At 40.3% G+C, this 22,419-nt stretch carries 22 protein-coding genes; 11 read left to right on the forward strand and 11 right to left on the reverse strand.

Annotated elements, in window-relative coordinates; all coding sequences use genetic code 11:
- Positions 1-57: 57 nt before the first annotated feature.
- The 3 genes from FK178_RS11730 to FK178_RS11740 all read right to left on the reverse strand — a co-directional run bounded on the left by FK178_RS11730 (position 58) and on the right by FK178_RS11740 (position 4,801).
- Complete coding sequence (locus FK178_RS11730) at positions 58-465, reverse strand: hypothetical protein (RefSeq protein ID WP_146835286.1); 408 nt, start codon at positions 463-465, stop codon at positions 58-60.
- Positions 466-543: 78 nt separating this feature from the next.
- Complete coding sequence (locus tag FK178_RS11735; protein ID WP_146835289.1) at positions 544-1,929, reverse strand: DUF5689 domain-containing protein; 1,386 nt, start codon at positions 1,927-1,929, stop codon at positions 544-546.
- A 40-nt stretch (positions 1,930-1,969) separates the two neighbouring features.
- On the reverse strand, positions 1,970-4,801 hold the full coding sequence (locus FK178_RS11740; protein ID WP_146835292.1) for a carboxypeptidase-like regulatory domain-containing protein: 2,832 nt from the start codon (positions 4,799-4,801) through the stop codon (positions 1,970-1,972).
- A gap of 112 nt (positions 4,802-4,913) precedes the next feature.
- Between FK178_RS11740 and FK178_RS11745 the strand changes: the two genes are divergently transcribed.
- Complete coding sequence (locus tag FK178_RS11745) at positions 4,914-6,023, forward strand: endonuclease/exonuclease/phosphatase family protein (RefSeq protein WP_146835295.1); 1,110 nt, start codon at positions 4,914-4,916, stop codon at positions 6,021-6,023.
- Here the strand turns inward: FK178_RS11745 and FK178_RS11750 are convergent.
- The 8 genes from FK178_RS11750 to FK178_RS11785 form a co-directional block, all read right to left on the reverse strand.
- Positions 6,020-7,096 (reverse strand): PA0069 family radical SAM protein, encoded by a 1,077-nt coding sequence (locus FK178_RS11750; RefSeq protein ID WP_146835298.1) that lies wholly within the window; start codon positions 7,094-7,096, stop codon positions 6,020-6,022. The two genes, FK178_RS11745 and FK178_RS11750, sit on opposite strands and share 4 nt — an antisense overlap.
- A gap of 64 nt (positions 7,097-7,160) precedes the next feature.
- Complete coding sequence (locus FK178_RS11755; protein ID WP_146835302.1) at positions 7,161-7,943, reverse strand: enoyl-CoA hydratase/isomerase family protein; 783 nt, start codon at positions 7,941-7,943, stop codon at positions 7,161-7,163.
- Positions 7,944-7,999: 56 nt separating this feature from the next.
- Positions 8,000-9,457 (reverse strand): sensor histidine kinase, encoded by a 1,458-nt coding sequence (locus tag FK178_RS11760; protein WP_146835305.1) that lies wholly within the window; start codon positions 9,455-9,457, stop codon positions 8,000-8,002.
- 45 nt (positions 9,458-9,502) lie between these two features.
- The gene (locus FK178_RS11765; RefSeq protein ID WP_146837629.1) at positions 9,503-10,051 is read right to left on the reverse strand and encodes a CopD family protein; all 549 of its coding nucleotides are present in this window, start codon (positions 10,049-10,051) and stop codon (positions 9,503-9,505) included.
- A 75-nt stretch (positions 10,052-10,126) separates the two neighbouring features.
- Complete coding sequence (locus tag FK178_RS11770; protein WP_146835308.1) at positions 10,127-11,503, reverse strand: MATE family efflux transporter; 1,377 nt, start codon at positions 11,501-11,503, stop codon at positions 10,127-10,129.
- The gene (gene hemH, locus FK178_RS11775) at positions 11,503-12,537 is read right to left on the reverse strand and encodes a ferrochelatase (protein ID WP_146835311.1); all 1,035 of its coding nucleotides are present in this window, start codon (positions 12,535-12,537) and stop codon (positions 11,503-11,505) included. The genes FK178_RS11770 and hemH overlap by 1 nt, the downstream gene beginning before the upstream one ends.
- A gap of 88 nt (positions 12,538-12,625) precedes the next feature.
- A complete protein-coding gene (locus FK178_RS11780; protein WP_146835313.1) occupies positions 12,626-13,360 on the reverse strand; it encodes a ThuA domain-containing protein in 735 nt (244 codons plus the stop codon).
- Between the two features lie 9 nt (positions 13,361-13,369).
- Complete coding sequence (locus FK178_RS11785) at positions 13,370-14,269, reverse strand: AraC family transcriptional regulator (protein WP_146835316.1); 900 nt, start codon at positions 14,267-14,269, stop codon at positions 13,370-13,372.
- Between the two features lie 199 nt (positions 14,270-14,468).
- Here FK178_RS11785 and hemA point away from each other — a divergent pair, with 199 nt between their 5' ends.
- The 10 genes from hemA to FK178_RS11835 all read left to right on the forward strand — a co-directional run bounded on the left by hemA (position 14,469) and on the right by FK178_RS11835 (position 22,407).
- A complete protein-coding gene (gene hemA / locus FK178_RS11790; protein WP_146837632.1) occupies positions 14,469-15,725 on the forward strand; it encodes a glutamyl-tRNA reductase in 1,257 nt (418 codons plus the stop codon).
- Entirely contained in the window at positions 15,722-16,633 is a 912-nt protein-coding gene (gene hemC / locus FK178_RS11795) for a hydroxymethylbilane synthase (RefSeq protein WP_146835319.1), read from the forward strand. Before hemA ends, hemC begins: the two co-directional genes overlap by 4 nt.
- A 6-nt stretch (positions 16,634-16,639) precedes the next feature.
- Positions 16,640-17,287, forward strand: a complete 648-nt coding sequence (locus tag FK178_RS11800; RefSeq protein ID WP_146835322.1) for a uroporphyrinogen-III synthase — start codon at positions 16,640-16,642, stop codon at positions 17,285-17,287.
- Complete coding sequence (gene hemE, locus FK178_RS11805) at positions 17,284-18,312, forward strand: uroporphyrinogen decarboxylase (RefSeq protein WP_146835325.1); 1,029 nt, start codon at positions 17,284-17,286, stop codon at positions 18,310-18,312. Before FK178_RS11800 ends, hemE begins: the two co-directional genes overlap by 4 nt.
- Positions 18,313-18,342: 30 nt before the next feature.
- Complete coding sequence (locus FK178_RS11810) at positions 18,343-18,810, forward strand: DUF6973 domain-containing protein (RefSeq protein ID WP_146835328.1); 468 nt, start codon at positions 18,343-18,345, stop codon at positions 18,808-18,810.
- A 3-nt stretch (positions 18,811-18,813) separates the two neighbouring features.
- The gene (gene hemF / locus FK178_RS11815) at positions 18,814-19,719 is read left to right on the forward strand and encodes an oxygen-dependent coproporphyrinogen oxidase (RefSeq protein WP_146835331.1); all 906 of its coding nucleotides are present in this window, start codon (positions 18,814-18,816) and stop codon (positions 19,717-19,719) included.
- Positions 19,720-20,177: 458 nt separating this feature from the next.
- The gene (tnpA, locus tag FK178_RS11820) at positions 20,178-20,636 is read left to right on the forward strand and encodes an IS200/IS605 family transposase (RefSeq protein ID WP_146835335.1); all 459 of its coding nucleotides are present in this window, start codon (positions 20,178-20,180) and stop codon (positions 20,634-20,636) included.
- Positions 20,637-20,645: 9 nt separating this feature from the next.
- Positions 20,646-20,933 carry a ribonuclease E inhibitor RraB gene (locus tag FK178_RS11825; protein ID WP_168194591.1) on the forward strand — a complete coding sequence of 96 codons (288 nt, stop codon included), beginning with the start codon at positions 20,646-20,648 and terminating at the stop codon, positions 20,931-20,933.
- A gap of 40 nt (positions 20,934-20,973) precedes the next feature.
- Positions 20,974-21,951, forward strand: a complete 978-nt coding sequence (gene hemB, locus FK178_RS11830; protein WP_146835340.1) for a porphobilinogen synthase — start codon at positions 20,974-20,976, stop codon at positions 21,949-21,951.
- A 129-nt stretch (positions 21,952-22,080) separates the two neighbouring features.
- Positions 22,081-22,407, forward strand: coding sequence for a hypothetical protein (locus FK178_RS11835; RefSeq protein WP_146835343.1), 327 nt, complete (start codon positions 22,081-22,083; stop codon positions 22,405-22,407).
- Positions 22,408-22,419 lie beyond the last annotated feature (12 nt).

The following is a 22,419-nucleotide window of genomic DNA, read 5'->3' on the forward strand; positions in this document are numbered from 1 at the left end:
GTGAGCTGATCTTTTTATTTAAGGCCAAAAGATATCTACTTAAATATTTTTAAAGACCTAATTGCGTTGCATTCTCGCTTCCAAAGGCATATAATATTCTCCTTTGGGAGCCGATTTCAGGCTGAAAAGCATAGTGTCCTCATTTGGAAGATATTGCAGCTGCACATTTCCCACAGCATAACTGTACCCGCTTCTTATACTTCCCTGGAAAATATTTTCAGCTTTACGTATAAGAACAATGGTAAAATCATCTCTTGTATCATTACAATCAATGCGGTCCCCTTGTAAATAAACGCTGCAATGATTTCCCCTGTAGTTATCTTCAGAAGCCTGGATAAGTTCAACCGTAAACATGTTGTTACCCTCAGTCGAGTTCCAGCTCCAGGATCCTGAGATATCCTGAGCATTTGTAGAATGAATAAATAAGAATACCATTACCGGTATCAAAAGTAATTTTTTTACCATACACTTAAAATTAAATAATTGAAACAGAGGGGATTATAAAGCTATTTATAATATAGGCAAAAGTAATAAAAAGTTATCTTAAATTCCTGTTACTCTTACGTTATCAATATCATAAGTTGTAGATTTTTCATAAGCAGCTCCCAAATATTGAAATGCTACATGCACTACCCCATCAATACAGGATATATCTATATGCGACCTGGTGAATCCTACCCCGTTTTGGTTGGAAGGCCCCACAGGGATATTTGCGTCGAGTAATGTCCAGCTGGTAGTAAGGGGATTTCCTGTATAAGAATTTGTTATGAACACTCTTAAAATAGTGGCATTATCAAAAGAGGCCCTAATGTCAAAGGATAAAACTTCACTTGATGATTTATTCAGGTCTATTGGCGGGGTAATTAACCAGGCTTCCAATGGTATTTCCTGAGTATTATAGGCTGTAATCCTCACATGCCTGTTACCTCCAAGGGTGCCGGGTTCAAAGCGCTTGCTTCCTCCACTCACATTAAGATTGGTGAAGCCACGTGTTTCAAGCATTCTTACGGTGGTAATGGTTTCAAAACTTTCAGAGAAAATGGTCTCCACTCCGGGGGTAATATTATTCCCGCATTTTAAATATTGGGGATCACACCTCTCTCCATTTTCAAAATTCAGGGCTTCGGGGGTATTGATAACCAGGATGTAATAATCATCATAAAAGTTCCTGGTGAGCACCCCCTCAATACTTCCGGAAGACTGCGGAAGTAACAGAGACCTGAAACTCGAAAAAGTACTGGTGCTTAGATTTGTTGTAGCGCCACTCCGGCAGCTTTCCAATTGCCGCTCCCCATCAAACCTGTCAAAACTTTCAGCAGAAAATGTATACCGGTGATCATCCCGTACCAAATTGCGGTTGAATTGAACCTCCTCTAAGCGGACAAATAAATTTTTATATTTTTCCTGAAATTCCTCTATTTCAATTTTTAAAGGAACAATAGTGGCAGTTTCATTGCTTCTTATAATATGTTCATCTACAAGAGCCTGGGGAAGTGCGACAATATTCCCACGGTTTTGCATTCCCAGTTGGAGCACCCCGTTATTAAATCCTAGGCTTAAACCATCCAGTTTTATAAACACTTTACGGCCAAAATTAAAAGTGTCTGAAAGAGTTGGGTCATCTATTAAAACCTGAATACCTGCCGTTGGGTTTGATGATTTGTCCTGCAGGACCAATTTTTTGTAAAAATTACCGCCTTCATCACTGGATATTACAAAACCTTCAAAATATGCATTTGTATTTCTAAAGGTGTAAATTTCATTGTTCTGGAAATTAAAATGTCCTTTAACTGCCGCAATAGTAGTTAAATTTCCTTCCACAATAATTTCTTTATTACCTGCCTCGGGCAAGGCAAAATCATCCGTCTTTACACAGGAAAACAAAATGATTATAAGGATCCAACTAAAAAAATATCTGCCTTTTTTCATAATTTGATAATTTAAGCTCTAACTTTCATTGGCAAGGGGATTAAAATCTATAATATACATTCGCATAATAAGACGCACCCGTACCATACCAATACTTACTTCCAAATAAAGGCTGGTCTCTTTCCCTATCTTCTTTAAGTGCAGGGTAATTGGCATTTCGGGACTGCTCAAAGCCGCCTGTCTTATATATTACATCCAGAATGTTGTTGAGGCTAACAAAAAACCCGAGGTAATTATTTTTAATTCTCCAGGACTTGCCACCAATTGCATTCATTAATACATAGGAATCAAATTGTTCCTGTTTGAGCAATTCTTTCGCTGTACCTTCATCATAATTTATAATAGGAAGCCCGTCAACATCTGTTAGAAAATTTGAGGTACGGGTAATGGGACTCACATTTATAAATGCATGAGAAAAGAAATTAACGGTTGTTCCAAACCACCAGAAATTTGGGTCACGGTACTCGAATCCAAGCTGGGCTGCCCTTTGAGGTCCGCCTCCTACTCGGTAATTCTTGAGATTGGAAACCCAGTAATTTATTGGCTCCGTAAAGCTGTCTGAGGTAAGGGATAACCTGGGATTATTGTTGTAGGTATACTGGCCTATGGCAACTGCTCCCTTAACTTTTATGGTAGAGGTGATTTGATACTCCACCCCAGATTCTATCCCAAAATGCCTTTTATCAATATTTGTCATTACTTCCTGTACAAAGGCTGTGGCACCTGTCCTACCCATTTCACTCAAACCATCGGCATAATAAAAAGAAATTGCAGTGCCATCCTGTACTTCGGTAAAATAGCCAGTTAACCTCAGCCTGAATAGTGGCGTTCTGAAAATGTAATTCAGGTCTCCAGAAAATAACTGCTCGTTAGACAAATCGCGCACAATTTCATTGTTCATTCGGGAATTGGAGAAGGAATTACGTAAAGTGGGTGGCCTGGTATAATAACTTAGATTATAGTCCAGCAAGTGTCTCCCCGTGAATCTATAGGTTCCCCCTGTCTTAAGCCCAATATTGGTAAAATTGAGCAAGTCACTTTTCCCAAGAGAATTATTGGGATAACTTCCATTTTGAAATAAGCCGTTGCGTTGATATGTGGTCTGGGATATCTGGCCGGCGAAGTAGAGATCAGATCTTCTGGTTTTAAACTGAAGTTGGGAATAGGCTTCAAGCACCGTGGCCAATAGTTCAAAATTATATTTAAACCGGTCTCCCTGGTTGGCAATCCTATTTCGGTTTCTAAAGTCGTTTTGACCTCTGTCTCCAATAAGGGAGTTCTCATTGGCCTGGGCAAAAAAATCAACATCCAAATAACCGGAACCCCCAAGCAGATCTTTTACACTGGCAAAATTCTCACTTATAAGCTTTGTGTATGTAAGCTTTGAGATCAATTTTAATCTTTCATTGAAAGTGGTATTAAGAATAGAATTAACAGTAATCTGTTGGTCGTCATTCCTGTCTTCAGCCAGGATATAAATTGAATTGCCCCCGTTTTGAAGAGAGGTAAGATTGGCATTATAAAGTTCATTCCAGTTAAGCTGGCCATTATTAATAAGTTCCTGTTGCGCAATATATGCACCCATATAATTAGGGTTGTTAGCTGCACGAAGAAAATAACTTGGCAATTTTTGATAATATGCGGGATCGGGATTCGAACCTCCCCCCACAAAACTTTCCTGCCCGTTTGGTTGGGACACCAGGCGGGTTCCTCCAAAATCTATACGGCTATTGGCAATTTTTCCAAATTGATAAGCCAGGTTAGAATTGATCTGGGTGTTGCGCGATAGTTTCCAGAAATGATTAAGCATTACAACCGGTTCCTCAATCTCCCTGTAACGCGAATTGCGGATCTCCCCATTTTGATATCCCCAGAATGAATTATACTGTTGCCCCTTGAGATCATATACTTCCTGGGTGTTGGCAGAGGATTTACCCCGAAAATTGGGAGTATAAAAGCCACTGAAATTAAGGCTGTGGAAATCATTTATTTTCTTTTCGGCGGAAATAAATAAGCTGTTGGCATCGTATGCAGTACCATCAATAAAACCTTCGGTTGCAAACCGTCTTGATGCCGAAACTGAATAAGTCCATCCTCTTTCCAGTTCGCCTGAATTATAGGTCGCCATTATTCTACCGGTGTAACTTCTGTTTGCCATGGCATAAGAGACCCTTCCGCCTTTTCCATAGGCAGAAGCCCTCATTATAATATTAGTAGTTCCTGCAAGGCCGCCAAATCCCACTTCTGAAGGTACAGTCGCAGTAGAAACCACCTGGTTGCGCTGGACATCATTTAGGCCACCCCAATTGCTCCATTGCGGTCTGCCATTAAATATTTTATTCATTTCAACACCATTGATATAAACCTTTCCATATTCACTGTCCAATCCCCGTGGCCTGAAAAAAGTCTGGCTAAAATCAAAAGCAGCAGCATTTAGAAAAACATCGCGGGAAGCCTGGAGCAAACCGGCCACATTATCCACATTCCCCTCCTCTTCGCTTAATTGAGCATCAGACAAGCTAATAGCACCCATAAGCATCTGCTCCCTGAACATATCGATTTCCAGAGGAATAAGGTCCAGGTTCTTATCGGTGGATTTTATAATGATAACCGGAAGCCGGAGACTTGCATACCCAGACCTTGTAAATGTCAGGATCTGGTTGCCCTCCGGAATTTCTTCTGAAGAAAATATAAAAGTGCCGGTCGCATTTGTAAGAGTTTGAAAGGTAGTTCCATCTATGATCACCAAGGTATTTTCTACGGGTTCATAAGTTGAAGCATCAACAACAACTCCCCGAAGGGAGGTTTGCTGACCGTGAACTTTAAAGACAGAAAGTATGCCCCAAAGAAATAAATATAGCCCCTGTTTCATTTATAACCCATTCATTATCTACTATTTAAGTTAATTATTTAATTTTATTTTGCATTAACTTGATGTATATTGAAGGCCTTTTTTCTCATAACTTTAATAGATTTACTGCGGAATGTTAAAATTTATAAGGTGTTTTAAGGTCTTTTTTATAACAATAATTATAAGCTTGTTGTGGACCCATAACAGCCCCGCCCAGGTAGATAAACTTTACCTGTTAAGGACTGTTGCGTTTTATAATGTTGAGAATTTATTTGATACAGAAAATGATCCTTTCATATTTGATGATGACCGTACCCCAACCGGAAACGACAAGTGGACCATTCTAAAATATGAGCACAAATTAAAGAACCTGTCCAGGGTTATTTCTGAAATAGGAGGTGAAATAAGCCAGCTACCTCCCGCGATTTTGGGTGTTTGTGAAGTGGAAAATCTAAAAGTATTGGAAGATCTTGTAATTCAACCCGCTCTAATTTCATACAACTATGGGATTATACATTATGATTCTCCGGACAGGCGCGGCATCGATGTGGGGCTCCTTTATCAAAAAGACCTGTTTATCCCACAACATTCCCAATCCCGCCGATTGCTTATTTATGAAGCAGATGATCCTTCAAAGAGAGTTTATACAAGAGATCAATTGGTTGTGAGCGGCCTTTTTGAAGGAGAACCCATGCATTTTATCGTAAATCACTGGCCATCCCGAAGTGGCGGGGAAGCAAGAAGCAGTTATAAAAGGGAAAGCGCAGCACGGTTAAACCGCAAAATTATTGATTCCCTTCACCAGGTGGACCCTTATGCCCGAATTATTATTATGGGAGATTTCAATGATGACCCAACCAACCGGAGCATCAGGAAGGTTTTGGGTACTAAAGCTGACAAAGGTAAAACAGGGATTGGAGAGCTTTTTAACCCCATGGAAAGTATGCTGAGAAAAGGAATGGGCACCCTGGCCTACAGAGACGGCTGGAACCTTTTTGACCAGATCATCCTATCCCACGCACTTTTGGGAAATGATTACTCTACCTATCAATTTTACCGGGCCGGGATATTTAATCCTGAATATTTACTCACTCCATCTGGCCAATATAAAGGGTATCCGTTTAGAAGTTATGATTATGGAGGATACACGGGCGGCTACAGTGACCATTTTCCTGTGTATGTTTATTTAATTAAGGAAGTACCGGTTCCCCTATTGTTGGAGACGCTGGAGGGGGGTTATTAAAACAACTTCATTTGCCCATCCTTATATTGCTCATGAAGATCACAGTTTAAAACCGGAAGCGCTCTTCCCTGTAAATATTTTTTGCGGGCAATTGTAAATTGTTGAGCAACCTGTTCAGCGATATTTCCTTCTCCTTTCATACGGCGGCCAAACACACTGTCGTTGAGATTACCTCCGTGGCATTCGGCGATTTGGTGCAGGACCTTTTCAGCCCTGTCGGGCATGGTTTTTTGAATCCAGTCAGTGAAAATTCCTCCAATCGCACCGTTAAGGCGCACCATGGTATAACCCACGCTTAGGGCGCCCCTTTCGGCCACCGCTTTTACCAAGGGAAGGATCTCATGACTGTTTATAGCAGGAATTATGGGGGCCATCATCACACTTACCGGTATCCCTTCCGCAGTAAGTTTTTCAACTGTTTCAAGTCTTTTTTTCACCGTGGCGGTTCTGGGCTCCAGCATACGGCGCATGCTTTCATCCAGGGAAGTAATGGAAAGATTTACCTGTACCAGATTGTCCTTTGCCAGTTCCTTCAAAATATCGATATCGCGTTGGATCAGGGCATTTTTGGTAATTATCCCTACCGGATGTTTGTATTTAAGGAATGTTTTGAGAAGGGACCGGGTGATCTCCAGTTTCTTTTCGATTGGCTGGTAACAATCTGTATTGCCTGATAATACAATAGGAGAAGCTTCCCAACGTTTACTCTGAAATTTTTTCTCCAGCAATTCCACACAATTGCGCTTTACCAGGATCTTTTGTTCAAAATCTACCCCGGCACTGTAACCCCAGTATTCGTGAGAATTTCTTGCATAACAGTAAACACAGCCGTGTTCGCAACCCTGATATGGATTCAGGGAAAAACCCATTCGTAAGTCTGGGCTATCTACCCTATTCACAATGGTCTTGGGAAAGGTATCAATAAGCACAGTTTGGGTTTTATAAGGATCTTCCCCTTCCAAAGCGCAGTAATTAAGAAAATCTTCCCGCACTTCATGAGCCTGGGCGTCAAAGCGATTATGCACATTTAGCTGTGCTCCTCTCCCGGCTGTATATCCATCAACTTTCTGCATCAAACAAAAATATGGAATATTTCCTAAATAAAGGAATTATTCCATATTTATTTGAATAATGCATTTATTCCCCGGGAAAGTCGGCTTTTCTTTTGTTTAAAAATGCAGTGGTGCCTTCTTTAAAGTCGGCAGTTCCAAAGCATCTCCCAAATTCTTCAATTTCGGTTGCGAAGCCGTTTAAACCATCTTCGTAATTGGCATTTACCGCTTTAATGGCAGAGCGAATGGCAACCATAGAATTCCTCATGATCCTGCATGCTATCTTTTCAGTAAATTCCAGTAATTCTTCCTGGGTGGTCACGTGATTTACAAGGTTATATTGTAAAGCCTGGTGGGAATCTATCATCCCTGCCGTCATAATCATTTCCATGGCTCTTCCTTTTCCCACAAGTTGCGGCAAGCGTTGCGTACCACCATACCCGGGAATCACTCCAAGGGAAACCTCTGGCAAGCCCATTTTTGCATTTTCTGAAGCAATCCTGAAATGTGCTGCCATGGCCAGTTCCAGGCCACCACCCAAAGCGAATCCATTTACGGCAGCAATTACCGGTTTGGGAAAATTGGCCACAAGGTCAAATAATTTTTCCTGACCCTCCGCAGCTAATTGAGAACCTTCTTCAACTGAAAAATCGGCGAATTCACTTATATCTGCCCCGGCAACGAAAGCTTTTTCCCCACTTCCGGTAAGTATGATCACTTTAACCTCATCCTCTTTCCGGGCATTGTTTAATGCACGGTGCAGTTCCTCAATAGTTTCTTTGTTAAGAGCATTCAGTTTTGAAGGCCTATTGATGGTAATTCTTAGGATCCCGTGATTGTTTTGTTCTAAAATATTCTGAAATTTCATAGGTGTTATTTTAATTCCACATGACTTTTAGGACAGGTGGATAATTTATATTCCCCTTAGTTCCTGGGAAATTTTACCGTAAATATAGTTCCTTTATTTTTTTTGGAAGTGAAGGTGATGCTACCCCCGTAGGTTTCTACCAGATTTTTAACCATTGCCAATCCTAGTCCCATTCCGCTGGTTTTAGTGGTAAATTTAGGCTCAAACACCTTTTCTTTGTTTTCTTCAGTAATCCCTATTCCGTTATCTGATACCGTAATGCTCACCATTTGGTCCATCTCCTCTACTCTCACCAAAATCTTAGGATTTTCAACATCCTGTAACGCCTGGGTGGCATTTTTAACCAGGTTGGTAACCACTCTTATTAGTTGGGTACGGTCAAATTTGGCCAGGATCTCATCTTTCTCAGAGGTGAAAACTATATAATTTTCATTGAAAATATCCAGGGCCAGTTTTACAATTTTGGGAACATTCAGGATCTCATTTTGCTGTGCCGGCATTTTTGCGAAATTGGAAAAAGCCGATGCAATGGCACTCATTGTATCTATTTGATGTATCAGGGTATTGCTGTATTCCTCCACTTTGAGGTGGATGTTGGGATCATTGGGGTCAAAATTGCGCTGAAAACTCTGCACGCTAAGCCTCATAGGAGTTAATGGGTTCTTTATCTCGTGAGCTACCTGTTTTGCCATTTCCCTCCAGGCCTGTTCCCGTTCGCCTGTTGCGAGTTTTACGGCGCTTTCCTCAAGCTCATCTATCATACTATTATAAGCGGCAACAAGCGTATAAATTTCCTCGGAAGCATTATCTATGTCTATCTTTTGGTTACGTTTATCAAGACGGGTTTCAATGATCTTTGCGGAAACAAGTTTAAGGGATTTGGTAATATACTTTGAGAGAAAATAGGACAGCAATATGGCCAGCACCAGCATAAAAAGATACACCTCTCCAAGCTTCATTAAAAAATTATTGAGGTCTTTTTGCAGCAGCTCATCATCCTGTAAATAAGGCAGGTAAAGTATTGCCAGGGGCTTAAATTGGTTGTCATTTAAATAAGTGTAGGACGACTGGAACTTTTGCCCGTTTACTTCAGATTTTTTTAAATACCTCTTATTGGAGGAACTTTCCAGTTCCCTAAGAATATTTAAAGGGATCTGTGCAACGGTGGTGTCCCTGAAAAAGGTTTCATTGGATTTGATCAATAATTTCCCACTTAGATCATATACATGAATGCGCATATCGTGCACCTGGGAGATCTCATGGATCTTTCCCCGTTCCTTCAGGATGACCGCCATATTTGCGGTATTTACCACATGGGTGGTGCTTTCCAGTACGAATTTTATATTTTCCCTTATTGCCTGTTCTTTGCGCTCAAGGCGTTCCCTGTGGTAGGATTCAGATTCATGTTTGTATTGGTACACGGTAACCCCGGCTATAAGAATGGAAGCCCCTAAAACCAATAAGATCATTGATATGAAAATACGGTTCCTTAAAGATAATTTTAAAAGCTTCATGTAATTTAGAGCAATTTTACTTCAATAATCAATTTTCACACCACACTACGCATTAGGGTTTTTACTTCTTATACGTTTGTACATTTTAAACCCCAGCATAAGTATAACAGAAAGCAGAAAAATACCTATTACTCCATATATCCAGTTAACTGCATCCCGTACCACAACCAGAAATATTACGGCAAAGAGGATAAGCGTGGAACCCTCATTCCACAGTCGCATTTGGTTAGAACTCCATTTCACAACATTGTTTTGCAACTCCTTGAAGATAAGATGGCATTTGTAATGATACATATACAACAATACTACAAAACCAAGTTTTACAACCATCCAGTCCTGGTCCAGCCAGATGGGCATAAGATAAAGCAGCCAGAATGCAAAGAGACTCGCCAGTATTGCAGAAGGCCAGGTAATTATGTACCATAACCTGCGGGTCATAAGCTGCAATTGAGGCACCAGAATACTTTTCTCCGGCTCCGGTTTGAGATTGGCTTCAATATGATAGACAAATAGACGGGGGATATAAAAAAGCCCGGCAAACCAGGTGATCACAAAAATAAGATGTAAGGCTTTTATATACAGATAATATTCGATCACAAACTAATTATTTTAAAAAGTTGGAAGCGTTCCGGTTATTGCGGGAATACGGTTTTAAACAAATATAGTTATTTATAAAATTCCTTTTTTGGGAAATGTCTTCACCGCAGCAGGTTTAAGTTTTAATCTTATTTCCTTATTTAAAAACCAGGCTGTTACCAGGGTTGAAAGCACATCGGCTAAAGGAAATGAAACCCAAACGCCAATCTCCCCCAGGTATTGGGGCAAAATTAAAACCAGGGGAATAAAAATAAAACCTTGTCTAGATAGTGTTAATAACAGTGCAGGTACCGCCCGACCTATAGCCTGAAAATATGCAGAGCCAATTAACTGTACCGCAATTACTGGAGTTGCAGCAAAAACCCACCTCATTGCAGAAGGGGTTTCGGCAATAACCTTTTGATTGGTGGTGAATACCATGACAATCTCTTCAGCAAAAATTTGAATTCCTGCAAAGACCAGAAGTGCCAGAGCACTTGCATAGATAACCGCCCTGTTGATACTTTTTCTTACCCGCTGCCAGTTTTGTGCTCCGTAGTTAAATCCCGCTATTGGCAAGAATCCCTGGGTCATTCCAAAAACAGGGAAAAGAGCGAACATAAGCATTCTTCCAATTATCGCATATACGGTAACCGAATCTTCTCCTCCCAGGTCAAAAAGGATATTATTCATCAATAAATAAGTAATACTTACAACAGCCTGACGTGCAAGTGTTACAAATCCCAGGGATGATATTTCCTTTAAAATTGGCCATTTAAATTCAAAATGTCCCAGGTTAATAGAGAGCTCAGATCTTGTGAGAAAGAACCACAACACATAGGAGAAGGAAAAAATGAAAGAAATGGTAGTGGCCCAGGCCGCACCCTGTATTCCCATGTCCATTACATTTATGAACAAATAATCCAGAAAAAGGTTAGTCACTGAAGGAATAATCATTGCCACCATGGCAAATTTGGGTTTCCCCTCTGCCCTTATTACAGTATTTCCCATCATAGAAAGTGCGAGAAAGGGCACACCGTATAAAACAATCGTGTAGTAGATCTTTGCAGGATCAAAAATATCCCCCTTGCCTCCAAATGTTGGGATTAGGGAATCTACATAGATTAACCCCAGGGTTACCATGGTAACGGTGAGAAGAATGGTAAGGGTGATCTGATTACCAAAAGTCCTGCGGGCCTTTTCTTTATCATCTCCCCCCAGAGCCCTTGAAATAACTGAAGATCCTCCAATTCCTATTGCCATTCCCAGGGCGGCAATAAAAAAAGAAATAGGCAAAACAACATTAATTGCCGCAATGGCAATGGAGCCAATCCAGTTACCCACAAAAATAGTGTCCACTAAAATATTCAGGGACATTACCAGAATCCCAATAGACGCAGGAACAGCCTGTTTTATAAGTAGTTTCCCAACAGGTTCGCTTCCTAAAGCTGCAGCGTCAAGCCGGGCCATTATGCCTCAACCGGGTTTGAATGTGCCCACTCATCAATCCATCTGGAAAGCACTTTTACCCAGTCATCCCTGTCATTTAAACAAGGGACTACAGTAAAATCCTTACCGCCCACTTCGTGAAAGATCTCCTCTCCTTCCATTGCTATTTCCTCAAGGGTTTCGAGGCAGTCGCTCACAAAGGCAGGGGTGACAATGGCAAGTTTTTTCATTCCCTGTTTTCCAAACCGTTCAATTGTACGGTCTGTGTAGGGTTGCAACCAGGGATCGAAACCAAGACGGGATTGGAAGGATACGCTATAGGTATTTTCTTTGAGATCCAGATATTCGGCCACCAACCTGGTAGTTTCAAAACATTGGTGCCTGTAGCAGAACTGATGCGCCGGCGAAGGTGTTACACAACACGACCCGTCAATCTTACAATGGGATTTGGTGATATCGCTTTTTCTAATATGTCTTTCAGGTACCCCGTGGTATGAAAAAAGCAGGTGTTGAAAATCAACGCCTTTAAGTCTTTCTGAAATACTTGTAGCCAGAGTCCTTATATAATCCGGGTGATTGTAAAATGCAGGAACTGATGTGAAGGTCATTTCAGGGAAAAACTCCTTCCGAAGCTCTTCAGCAAGCACCAGAATAGTTTCAGTGGTTGCCATTGCAAACTGGGGGTAAAGCGGAAATATCAATACCTCATCTACACCCATATCCTGCAGCTGCTGAAGTCCCGATTTTATATTGGGTTTCCCGTAACGCATGGCCAAAACTATGGGAATGGAAGTATGCTCATCAATCTTGTCACGCAGTCTTTCAGAAAGCACGATCAAGGGCGACCCCTCTTCCCACCATATTTTTTGATAAGCTTCAGCCGATTTTTTGGGGCGGGTATTTAATATGATCCCTTTTACCAAAATATTACGGGCCCAAAGAGGTACATCTATTACCCTCTCATCCATTAAAAACTCCCCTAAATATCTTTTTACATCCCTGGGGTCGGTACTATCCGGTGACCCAAGGTTTACTAAAAGTACACCTTTACTCATCTTTTTTCTTTTTCCTCAACAAAAATAGCATTAATTGAATTGCGCTTTTTCAAATATGCATTATTCCTTCCTATACTTAAATAATCAATTACTTCTTACGGTCTCCGGCATTTAGCGCAAATAAAATGCATTGCAATAAATGTTCAACAAAAAGAGGCTCTTCATAGGATGTAATTTCATGGCCTCCCCCGGTATAAACTGAAATTCCACCCCCATCCAGTTCCCTGTACCAGGCTATGGGATGGTTAAGCCCCATATTTCCACCCTCATAGGAATCTTCCCTTAGGTTTAACAGGATACGTATTTCCGGATTTATCATTTTGTAGTTATACCATTCATCTGCGCGGTTCCACGCTAAAGGTAAATGGGCCACACTGGGGTGGTTTGGTTGGACTACTTCAATGGTTGCGGGCTGCACTTTAGGGTGGTCTTTAAAGTATGCTCCCACCAGTCTTCCGTACCATTCCCAGTCATACTCTGTCTCTGCAGCGGAGTGGATTCCGAAAAAACTTCCTCCGGAATGAATATACTGTTCAAAGGATTCTTGTTGCTCTTTATTGAGCACATCGCCTGTTGTATTCAGGAAAATTACAAGGTCTAAACTCCTAAGTGCCTCCTTAGTAAAATCTTCACCTTTATTTGTATGCTTAACTTTAAAATTATTTCCTTTTCCAAGACCTTCAATTGCCTGCAATCCTGCAGGAATAGAATTGTGGATAAAACCTTCGGTTTTGTAAAATACCAGTACTTGCCTGTCCTGTGCCTTCATTGCGCTGAAAAGAAGCAGGCTTAAAGTAAATATAATTGGTTTAAGGTAGCGCATGGAAGACGATTAATTAGCTGCAGGAAGAGACATGATATACTTCTTGGGAGTAGTGCCAAATTTTTTTCTGAAGGATGCAATAAAATGGCTTGCGGTGCTGTAACCCACCTTTAAACCTACCTCATTCACATTGTATTCCCCGCTATCAAGTAACTTTCTGGCATATTCCATTTTATAATCAAACAGAAAACTATAAACTGAATCACCATAGATTTGTTTAAAACCCTCTTTTAGTTTTTTAAGGCTTAAGCCTATTTCATCTGATAGTTCCTGTAACGAAGGGGGCTCTGCCATTCTGGAGATCACAATATCCTTGGCCTTTCTTATTTTTAAGATGTTTACCTCATCACTTAAAAATGGGCATTGTTCTACATCTGGATCTCCTGCGCGGTTGAATTGCAAACTCAGCAACTCATAGGCCTTGCCTTTAAAATATAAAGATTTTATAGTAGGCATCAGGTTAAAATTCATCAGCTGGTTTAACACTATCGCCATGGAAGGGGAAATAGTACCGTCCTGGTAATATTTCTTATCCTTGTTCTCCAGGGTAAGAAAGGGGATAAATTTAGCTTCCTCAGAGAAAAGGGAATGGAATTTCTCTATAGATATGACCAGCGATATGAGCCAGGACTTAGCCTGCAACTCCAGATTTAAAGGCAGGTCCTGTTTGGGATTATACAAAAGCAAGGATTTCTCTTCCTCCAGGGGCAATTGATAATTGCCATTATTGAACAAAAATTTGCTTTTACCCTTTACATTAAAATGAAACTGGATATAGCTGCTGCTAATTCCACGGCTTATTAATTGAGGGGTATCAGCTTCATTCTGAAATTTTAAAATATAAAATCCATCCTCAATTTTTGTTTGATCAATAAACCCTCCAGCGATATTTTCTTCTACCAATTCCATAGGAAATTCCGGCTTTTATTTAGAAGCAGTCTAAATTAATTCAATACGAGCGCTTCATATACAACAAAAGTAGCCATTTTTACAAAGAAAATTCGAGATTGTATGATTAATATCAGGAAACGACACATTTAGTACTTTGAGCGTTATATTTTAAAATATCATTATCATACTTTTGTCCACAGATTACCCAAACAGGTTCATGGAAAATTATAATATCTCCAGAGGAAAACATTTCTATACAATTGGCCTTAGCTATAAAAAAGCTGATGCTGCTATACGCGGTCACTTTAGTTTAACTGAAGATGGCAAGAAAAACCTTTTAAACCAGGCAAGAGAAGAAGGCATAGATGGCCTTTTGGTAACTTCTACCTGTAACAGAACCGAACTTTTTGGATTTGCACAGCATCCCTTTCAACTTATCAAATTACTTTGCGAGCATACCCACGGTACGGTTGAAGAATTTGAAAAGGTAGCCTATGTTTATAAGAACAAGGAGGCGATCTCCCATTTATTCAGGGTAGGTACAGGTCTTGACAGCCAGATCCTGGGGGATTTTGAGATCATTAGTCAGTTAAAAAGAGGTTTTGTACTCGCCAAACAAGCCGGGGTAGCCAACCCTTTCATGGAACGCCTTGTAAATGCAGTTATCCAGGCAAGCAAACGTATTAAGAATGAAACCCAGATCTCTTCTGGTGCTACATCTGTTAGTTTTGCCTCTGTTCAATATATATTAAGAGAAGTAGAAGATGTTACCAACAAGAACATTCTTCTCTTCGGGACAGGGAAAATAGGCCGTAATACCTGTGAAAACCTTATCAAGCATACCAAGAACACTCATATAACCCTTATAAACCGCACCAAGGACAAAGCCGAAAAGATTGCGGGAAAATTCAATTTAAGGGTGAAGGATTATGCCGACCTGCAATCTGAGATACGGGAAACCGATATACTTATTGTGGCAACCGGTGCTCAAAATCCTACCATTAATAAAGAATTGATCTATTCTAAACGTAATCTTCTCATCCTGGATCTTTCTATTCCAAAGAATGTGGCAGATGATGTGGCTGAAATGGATAATGTGAAATTACTGCATTTGGATCAACTGGCTCAAATGACAGATGAAACTCTGGAAAGAAGGAAGCAATTTATTCCAAAGGCACTTGAGATCATTGCCGAAGTTGAAGGAGAGTTCAATAAGTGGCTGGAAACCCGCAAATTTGCTCCTACCATCAAAGCCCTGAAAAAGAAGCTCAAGACCATGAAGGACAATGAAATTGATTTTCAACGTCGCAAGATCGCAAATTTTAATGATGAGCAGGCAGAGATCGTGAGCAACAGGATCATTCAAAAAATTATGAATCATTTTGCCAATCACCTTAAAGATGATTCCAATACTACAGATGAAAGCCTGGAACTTATCCAACGGGTCTTTCAACTGGAAGATACCTACAAATGACAAAAACAATAAGAATTGGGACGCGCGATAGTGAATTGGCACTATGGCAGGCAAATACTGTAAAGGCTGCCCTGGAAAATCTGGGTCATACCGCGGTGCTGGTTCCGGTTAAATCTGAAGGTGATCTCAATCTTGACCAACCCCTCTATGAAATGGGAATAACAGGGATTTTCACAAAAACCCTGGATATTGCTATGATCACGGGGAAAATAGATATAGCGGTGCATTCCATGAAGGATGTTCCCACCGCCCTTCCAAAAGGAATAGTTGAAGCTGCAATATTAAAAAGAGCAAATTCTGCCGATATTTTACTTCACAAGGGCCTGGACTTTCTTAAAGGTGATGGAACAATTGCCACCGGAAGCCTTAGAAGAAAAGCGCAATGGCTGCATAAATACCCTCACCATAAAGTGGTTGACCTTCGCGGGAATGTTAACACGCGATTAAAAAAACTGGAAAGCAGTGACTGGGGTGGGGCAATTTTTGCCGCTGCCGGCCTGGAACGCATAAATCTCACGCCAAGTAATCATTTATCTCTTGATTGGATGATCCCGGCTCCTGCACAGGGAGCTATGCTGGTGGTAGCCATGAAAAATGATCCTTATTGTTTGGAGGCATTATCGCCCCTAAATCATGTGGAAACCGAAACCTGTGTTCACGTTGAAAGAGAATTTCTGCGCGTTCTTGAAGGTGGTTGTACCGCCCCAATAGGCGCACTTGCCATTGTAAAGGAAAAAACCTTGCATTTCAAAGGTGCATTGTTTAGTTTGGACGGGCGGCAAAACGTTCAGGTTGAAAAAACGGTTTCTTTGGAAAATACGCACAATTTTGGAAGAGATTGGGCCCTGGAAATTTTGAATAATGGCGGGGAAGATCTAATGAAAGAGATTAAGCAGGTTTTAAATTGATCTTTCATGCAAACCATACTCTCTACCAAAATGCTTTCTCCGGCTCAAAAAAATCTATTGCTTAATGCCGGTATAGGATTAGTAGAGTATAATGCCATTAAAATAGAATCATTAGATTTTAGGTGTGAAGATATTATCCAGAATGCCATAATAACCAGCAGGAATACAGCAAAAGCGATCATACGCCGAAATATCCAAATTGATAATGTTTTTTGCGTAGGCGAAAAAACAGCGTCCCTTCTAAATGAAAATGGATACAATCTCCTTGAAACAGCTGATTACGGAAAGGAACTTGCTGTAAAATTATTGGAAAACTATCGGGAAAGAGTTTACACATTTTTTTGTGGAGATAAGCGAATGGATGATATACCTTTAAGTTTAAAGAAAAATAATATTAATTTCAGGGAAATCGAGGTATATAGAACACATCTGGACCCGAAAGCTTTTGATCAGGAATTCGATGGGATTCTTTTCTTTAGTCCCAGCGCTGTTCAAAGTTATATAATGAAAAATGAAACTTCGAGCTCTGTGGCATTTTGTATTGGAACAACTACTGCCGCAGAAGCCAAAAAGTATACAGATAATATAATTATTGCCACCCGGCCAAGTATTGAAAATGTATTGGTTCAGGTGGTTAAAAAATTTAAAGTATGATTAATAATGATCTTTTTTTAAAAGCCCTTAATGGAGAAACGGTAGAACGTCCGCCGGTGTGGATGATGCGTCAGGCAGGTAGATACCTTCCCGATTTTATGAAGTTAAAGGATAAATACGATTTCTTTACAAGATGCCGTACCCCTGAACTTGCTACTGAAATAACTGTAATGCCAATACGCCAGATTGGACCAGATGCTGCGATTCTTTTCAGCGATATTCTTGTGGTGCCGCAGGCTATGAACATAGAGGTAGAAATGAAACCGGGATTAGGCCCATGGCTTCCAAATCCCATAAGGACCGGGGCCGATGTTGAAAAAGTGATTGTTCCCAATATTGAAGAGACGCTTGGTTATGTGCTCGATGCAGTAAAAATGACCAAAAAAGAACTTAACAACGAAGTGCCTTTAATAGGATTTGCCGGTTCCCCGTGGACCATCCTTTGTTATGCTGTACAAGGGCAGGGTTCCAAGAATTTTGATATCGCAAAAAAATTCTGTTTTACAAATCCTGTAGCAGCGCATGCTTTATTACAAAAGATCACAGATACCACTATTGCCTATCTGAAAGCAAAAGTTGCTGCCGGGGTAGATGCGATACAGATCTTTGATTCCTGGGGAGGTATGCTTTCCCCTACAGATTATCCCATCTTTTCCTTCAACTACATTCAGCAAATCGTAGATGCCCTTAAGGATGAGATCCCGGTAATTGTATTTGGAAAAGGATGCTGGTTTGCATTAAATGATATGGCACGGTCCGGCGCCTCTGCTTTGGGAGTAGACTGGACATGTTCTCCCAGAAATGCTAGGTACTTAAGCGGTGGGGAAATAACCCTGCAGGGAAATTTTGATCCTGCCCGGCTTTATTCACCTCCTGCAGAAATAAAGAAGATGGTGCATCAAATGATAGATGAATTTGGAAAAGACCGCTATATTGTTAATCTGGGCCACGGAATTTTACCTGATATTCCTGTTGAAAATGCCAAAGCCTTTATAGAAGCGGTTAAAGAATACAGACCACGCTAGATAATGAAATTTTTTGGGGTTATAAAAAATTTGAAATTCCGTGAAATAGTTAGTTTAACCGGAATATTCATTTTCTCACCCCAATATTTTTTGCCAACGCTGAGGGCAACAAAAAACACCCTCAAAAATTGCAATGTGCGTTACGGGGAATTGCACCATTCCAACGACCTCACGAACGCATACAGGCATGCGCTTTGGAATTTATTGATCTGCGAGGAATGCTTTAAGGTTACCGGAAATGTGGAAAAAACAATTAACTGGGCCCGAAAGATTACAGATCTCCATGAAGAACTGTCCCCCAATTTGCCGTTGGAGAAAGCAATGGATTTGCATAATAACCGGATTGGAAGGGAAATATTTAAAGATAGCTTTTACGATAAAAGGAATTCCGGGGAGTTATTAGATCAAAAAATGAGAGAAGCTGTAAAGATAGATCACATATCACAGCTGCAAAACAGGGAAACCCAACTGATATTTATAGAATCCCGTGAAAAGTAAGTTATGAAGGACAAATTCTACAGTTACATTCAGCAATTACAGGACAGCATTACTTCAGGGCTTGAAAAAATTGACGGGAAAGCAAAATTCAGGGAAGACCTGTGGGAAAGGGAAGAAGGCGGGGGCGGAAGAACCCGGGTTATTGAGAACGGGGCTGTATTTGAAAAAGGCGGTGTTAATATTTCAGCAGTCCACGGGCCACTTCCCCCGGCCATGCAGCAATATTTCAAGGTGGGAGAAGTAGATTTTTTTGCCTGTGGCCTTAGCCTGGTGCTTCACCCTGTAAATCCAATGGTCCCCACAGTTCATGCAAACTGGCGATATTTTGAGATGTATGATAAAACCGGGAATGTTATAGATCAATGGTTTGGAGGGGGGCAGGATCTTACACCTTATTACTTGTTCGAGGAGGATGCTACCCATTTTCACCAGATATGTAAAAGAGCTTGTGATGCTCACGACCCCCAGTTTTATGCCAGATTCAAGAAACAGTGTGACGAATATTTCTGGAACAGTCATCGCAATGAGGCCAGGGGAATTGGCGGATTATTCTTTGATTACTGTAAAGCTTCAGAACAAAGAAATATTGAGCAATGGTATGATTTTGTAACCACAGTAGGAAATAGTTTCCTGGAGGCATACGTTCCCATTGTAGAAAGACGAAAAAATTTAAATTATTCAACAGAAAACAGGAACTGGCAGGAAATACGCCGGGGCCGGTATGTTGAATTTAACCTTGTTCACGATAAAGGAACCCTTTTCGGTTTAAAAACCAACGGAAGGATAGAAAGTATTTTAATGAGCCTTCCTCCACATGTACAATGGGTGTATGATCACCAGCCCGCCCCCGGCAGCAAAGAAGAGGATCTGCTCAAAGTTTTAAAAAACCCAAAAAATTGGGTGGAATGAGATATTTATAATTTGCATTTTGCCTTGTTCAGTTTTTTTTACCACCAAATAATATTGGTACTGTTAATAAATATGCCGCTCCGCTGGAGCTCTTCTTTCTTTTGCAACAAAATTCCTAGAAATATGACGCCTCTCTGAGGCTAGATTCTTTAGATGAATCAAAAATAATTCAACTTGCGCAGGCTTAATTTAGTAAGAAATTATATTGGGTTTTTTGAGCTCCTCAGGAGCGGCATACTTATAAAAAATGGAATATTCCAAAAGAAGCTCCGGAGGAGCGAAATATTTATAGCGAAGCAGGTGTGATGTATTTATAGCTCCGGAGGAGCGGCATATTTATTTATAAACCGACATACTCCCCAAAAACCTAGTCTTTTAAATAGACTGAAAAGATATTTCGAAATTTATAATTATCTTATATATCCGATTGCTTTGAAAGAGCGGAAAATTTCCTGATAATGGCCGACACCTATTCTCAAATATATATTCAAATAATCTTTGCGGTAAAAGGGAGGGCAAATTTAATTCCTAACAATAAAAAGCAGGAATTGTATAAATATATTACCGGAATTGTAACTAACGAACAACAGAAATTAATTGCCATCAACGGAATGCCCGATCATATTCATATTTTGATTGGCCTTAAACCTAATAAATCTTTATCCGACCTGGTGAGGGACGTAAAATCAAATTCCTCACGTTTTATCAACGAAAAAAGATGGACAGCCGTAAAATTTGAATGGCAAAAGGGATTTGGTGCCTTTTCCTATGGGCATTCCCAGCTTAGCCGAGTCATACGCTATATAGAACAGCAGGAAGAGCATCATCACAAACTCACTTTTAAAGAAGAATATTCCCGGATTCTGGAACTCTATAGAATTTCCTATAATCCCAATCACACTTTCAAGGAAAATTAAATGAAATATGTGAATAGAATAGTGATAAAACTCTTTAAGACTTATGGAGGAAGGTTGACAAAAAAACGTCCCATAACTCACTGGTTTTACTTTCGGGAAAAAGAGGATTTGCTAAAGTTTGAAATTCACATGAGCCAAATAGGTTTTTCAACGCATTTTAAGGAATTAACAAGAAAAACCTCAAAAGAAAAATTACTTTTGATTGTTGAGCGAAACGAAAAATTAAATTTAGATTTCATCAATTTTGACACTGAAGAATTTCAATCAACAGCCAGAAAATATAGAGGGAGAATATGATGGTTGGGAAACACAAATTGATTAAAAAACAGAAGACATTATGTACCCACTAAGAAGAAACAGAAGATTACGAACCAATGAATCTATTCGTTCCCTGGTGAGGGAAACCATTTTAAGCCCCAATGATTTTTTGGTGCCTTTGTTTGTGGTTGATGGTAAAAATATAAAAGAAGAGATTTCCTCGATGCCAAATTATTTCAGGTTTAGTCTGGACCTTTTGGAAAAAGAGGTAAAGGAATTATGGAGTTTGGGATTAAGATCTGTATTATTATTCGTCAAGGTGGCAGACAATCTTAAGGACAATGCTGGAACGGAAGCATTAAATGCTGAAGGCTTGATGCAAAGAGCAGTAAAAACCGTGAAAAATGCAGTTCCGGAAATGCTTGTTATGACAGATATTGCCCTGGACCCTTATTCTTCATTCGGTCATGATGGGGTAGTTGCCAACGGAAAGATCCTAAACGATGATACCAGCCTGATCCTTGCCGAAATGTCCCTTTCCCACGCCAAAGCAGGTGCCGATTTTGTGGCGCCAAGCGATATGATGGACGGGAGGATCTTTGAAATAAGAAGTTTGCTGGAAGATGAAGGTTTCCACGATACAGGAATCATGAGCTACAGCGCCAAATATGCATCTGCACTTTACGGCCCATTCAGGGATGCTTTGGATTCCGCCCCCGGATTTGGGGATAAGAAAACCTACCAGATGGATCCTGCCAACCGCGATGAAGCTATTAAAGAAACCTTTATGGATGTTGAAGAAGGAGCAGATATTGTGATGGTAAAACCGGGATTGTGTTACCTGGATATTGTGCGTGATATAAAAAATGTGGTGAATGTACCGGTGGCGGTATATCAGGTGAGCGGAGAATACGCCATGATCAAAGCAGCTTCAGAAAAGGGGTGGCTGGATCACGATGCCGTTATGATGGAGCAATTGACCGCAATTAAAAGGGCAGGCGCAAACATAATCGCCAGTTATTTTGCAAAGGATGCAGTAAAATTCCTGAACCGGTAAACATTCATTTTGGCCTATTATCTTTTTTTTCTAATAAACTAAACCGTCTTCAAAAATTAAGAGGGAATTTCATCGCTGTGTCAACTTTCTATGTACATTTGAACTGTGAAAAACAGGGTATTTAATAAAATGTTTCCGCTTTTGCTGCTTGCATTTTTCAATGCATTTAGCGGAGTTGCCCTCTCATATCCTACTTCTTCAATAGATCTAAGCTCCCGGGATTATGATTACCTTCAGGAAGATCAAAACAGGCAGGGGTTCATTTTTCAGGAATTTCAGATTAATTCCCCACTTCAGGATACTGTAAAAAACAATTTTACCGGCGCCGGCCTTTTTGAATTTTCTACCGGCGTTGCACAACAATATGATGAAACAGGCGCATTTTCTTCAGATTATCTTCAGGATAGGAGAAGCGCACTCAAACATCAGATCTTTCCTTTTCATTTTTTTTGGTGATTGATTCTGCTT

Source organism: Antarcticibacterium arcticum (genome assembly GCF_007993795.1).
Lineage (GTDB): Bacteria > Bacteroidota > Bacteroidia > Flavobacteriales > Flavobacteriaceae > Gillisia > Gillisia arctica.

Coding starts and splice junctions, on each gene's coding strand:
- FK178_RS11730 (WP_146835286.1), bottom strand. CDS start 465: ATGGTAAAAAAATTACTTTTGATACCGGTAATGGTATTCTTATTTATT.
- FK178_RS11735 (WP_146835289.1), bottom strand. CDS start 1,929: ATGAAAAAAGGCAGATATTTTTTTAGTTGGATCCTTATAATCATTTTG.
- FK178_RS11740 (WP_146835292.1), bottom strand. CDS start 4,801: ATGAAACAGGGGCTATATTTATTTCTTTGGGGCATACTTTCTGTCTTT.
- FK178_RS11745 (WP_146835295.1), top strand. CDS start 4,914: ATGTTAAAATTTATAAGGTGTTTTAAGGTCTTTTTTATAACAATAATT.
- FK178_RS11750 (WP_146835298.1), bottom strand. CDS start 7,096: ATGCAGAAAGTTGATGGATATACAGCCGGGAGAGGAGCACAGCTAAAT.
- FK178_RS11755 (WP_146835302.1), bottom strand. CDS start 7,943: ATGAAATTTCAGAATATTTTAGAACAAAACAATCACGGGATCCTAAGA.
- FK178_RS11760 (WP_146835305.1), bottom strand. CDS start 9,457: ATGAAGCTTTTAAAATTATCTTTAAGGAACCGTATTTTCATATCAATG.
- FK178_RS11770 (WP_146835308.1), bottom strand. CDS start 11,503: ATGGCCCGGCTTGACGCTGCAGCTTTAGGAAGCGAACCTGTTGGGAAA.
- hemH (WP_146835311.1), bottom strand. CDS start 12,537: ATGAGTAAAGGTGTACTTTTAGTAAACCTTGGGTCACCGGATAGTACC.
- FK178_RS11780 (WP_146835313.1), bottom strand. CDS start 13,360: ATGCGCTACCTTAAACCAATTATATTTACTTTAAGCCTGCTTCTTTTC.
- FK178_RS11785 (WP_146835316.1), bottom strand. CDS start 14,269: ATGGAATTGGTAGAAGAAAATATCGCTGGAGGGTTTATTGATCAAACA.
- hemA (WP_146837632.1), top strand. CDS start 14,469: ATGGAAAATTATAATATCTCCAGAGGAAAACATTTCTATACAATTGGC.
- hemC (WP_146835319.1), top strand. CDS start 15,722: ATGACAAAAACAATAAGAATTGGGACGCGCGATAGTGAATTGGCACTA.
- FK178_RS11800 (WP_146835322.1), top strand. CDS start 16,640: ATGCAAACCATACTCTCTACCAAAATGCTTTCTCCGGCTCAAAAAAAT.
- hemE (WP_146835325.1), top strand. CDS start 17,284: ATGATTAATAATGATCTTTTTTTAAAAGCCCTTAATGGAGAAACGGTA.
- hemF (WP_146835331.1), top strand. CDS start 18,814: ATGAAGGACAAATTCTACAGTTACATTCAGCAATTACAGGACAGCATT.
- tnpA (WP_146835335.1), top strand. CDS start 20,178: ATGGCCGACACCTATTCTCAAATATATATTCAAATAATCTTTGCGGTA.
- hemB (WP_146835340.1), top strand. CDS start 20,974: ATGTACCCACTAAGAAGAAACAGAAGATTACGAACCAATGAATCTATT.
- FK178_RS11835 (WP_146835343.1), top strand. CDS start 22,081: ATGTTTCCGCTTTTGCTGCTTGCATTTTTCAATGCATTTAGCGGAGTT.